Here is a 1,764-nt window from a genome sequence, read left to right as displayed (position 1 = left end):
AAAGAAGGTGTCTGAAAAGGCAGCCTTCTTTTTTTGTTATGCAGCCCGTTTATTATCCATTTTTATATTTAAAATATCTTTGGTCTTCTCAATTATTACTTTTCGAGAAGTCATCCTACAGAAATAAGTAAAAAACAAAAGAAAACTGACTTTTTTAGCCAGTTTCCTGAGATTATGTGCAATAGCAACCAGGGTAAATTCTGTTTTTACCTTCTCCAACCCTCTTAATCTAAACCGGTTCCACGCCGAGTTATGCTTTATCTGTGCAAAGACAGCTTCCGGTTCTATACATCGTCTGCCCCGATGATAAATACCTTCCTCACTCATGAGTCTTTCCCGTGCTTTTTGTTTATACCTGTTAAGGTTATAGTTAACTTCTATGATCCGGTTGGCCTTTGATTTATGGCATTGAGATTTCAGCGGGCACCCCTCACAATTTTGTGCCTGATAACGCTTCAGTATGGATACATATCCCAAATCGGATTTACTTTTCTTTTGACCTTTATACTCCATATGTTGTCCCATCGGGCATACGTAATAATCCCTTTCCTGGTTGTAGTAAAGGTTCTGTATGGCAAAAGCATCCTTCTTCCAGGCACGCTTTTGCTCTTTGTGGAAATAATTGTACTTGACAAAAGCCTCTATACCCGCATTCTCCATAAACTCGTAGTTTTGTTCACTTCCATAACCGGCATCGGCCACTACTATAGAGGATTGCCTATGATAAGTCTCTCGAAAATCTTTCAAAAAAGAAATTAAAGTTCCCGTATCTCCGGCTCGCCTGTAAATTCCCAGATTGGTAATAAATTGATTCTCTGTGGCAATCTGTATGTTATAGGCGGGTTTCAATTGCCCGTTTTTCATATGATCCTCTTTCATACGCATGAAGGTCGCATCCTCATCAGTCTTACTGAAAGAATTACGATCCCCTAATTTCTCTAATTGCGATTCGTATTTGGCAAGGCGGGGCAGATATTCTTCCTGTAACTTTTTGATTTGTTTCTGCTCAGCATTGTTCATCCCGGAGAGCCGTTTGTTTAAAGCGCTCACTTTTTCCCGCAAACCACAGGAATCCATATCCGGTAAGCAATCTGGTGTCCTTTCCTGTTTATCCTGCTCGATATGTTTGTCAACTTCACTAAGGATTGACTGTATTTTCGACTCCAGTTTTACCTTGTTCTTTTCCACGCTACCACGCCAGACAAAAGTGTAGCGGTTGGAGGCTGATTCCACTTTGGTACCATCGATATACTGTACATCCAAACTGACATAGCCGGATTCCTGTAACAGCAGAACAATGGCTGAAAACAACGATTTTATGTGTTCTTTTAAACGTTTGCCACGGAAATCATTGATCGTGCGGAAATCGGGAGTACTATTACCAGACAACCACATGAAGTGAATATTCTCCTGCAAGGCCTTTTCTATTTTACGACAAGAATAGATATTGTTCAGGTAGGCATAAAACAGAACTTTGAGCATCATACGGGGATGGTAGCTGCTAGTACCTCCTCCTTTATATGCCCAGAGCAGACAACTAATATCCAAGGCGTCTACAACACTGTTTACAACACGAACGGGATGATTGGGAGCTATCTTTTCCGATAAGCTGACCGGAAAAAGTACATTTTGGTTGGATGTTAACTCTTTAAATACTATCTTAGCCATTGCTATAATGTTTGGTTTTTGCAACGGTAAGATAATACTTTTTACCGAAATAAACAATAGCAAAAGGGGCTATCCGACTTTTTGGACAGCCCCTTT

The 1,764-nt window shown here is 40.2% G+C and carries 1 protein-coding gene; it reads right to left on the bottom strand.

What is annotated here, in order from left to right; translation table 11 throughout:
- Positions 1-36: 36 nt before the first annotated feature.
- Positions 37-1,668, bottom strand: coding sequence for an IS1182 family transposase (locus tag KTG12_RS21200; protein WP_046451437.1), 1,632 nt, complete (start codon positions 1,666-1,668; stop codon positions 37-39).
- Between the last annotated feature and the right edge of the window lie 96 nt (positions 1,669-1,764).

This window comes from Parabacteroides sp. MSK.9.14 (genome assembly GCF_019041495.1).
In the GTDB taxonomy this organism is placed as follows: Bacteria; Bacteroidota; Bacteroidia; order Bacteroidales; family Tannerellaceae; genus Parabacteroides; species Parabacteroides merdae.
This window is presented reverse-complemented; position numbering and strand designations above follow the sequence as displayed.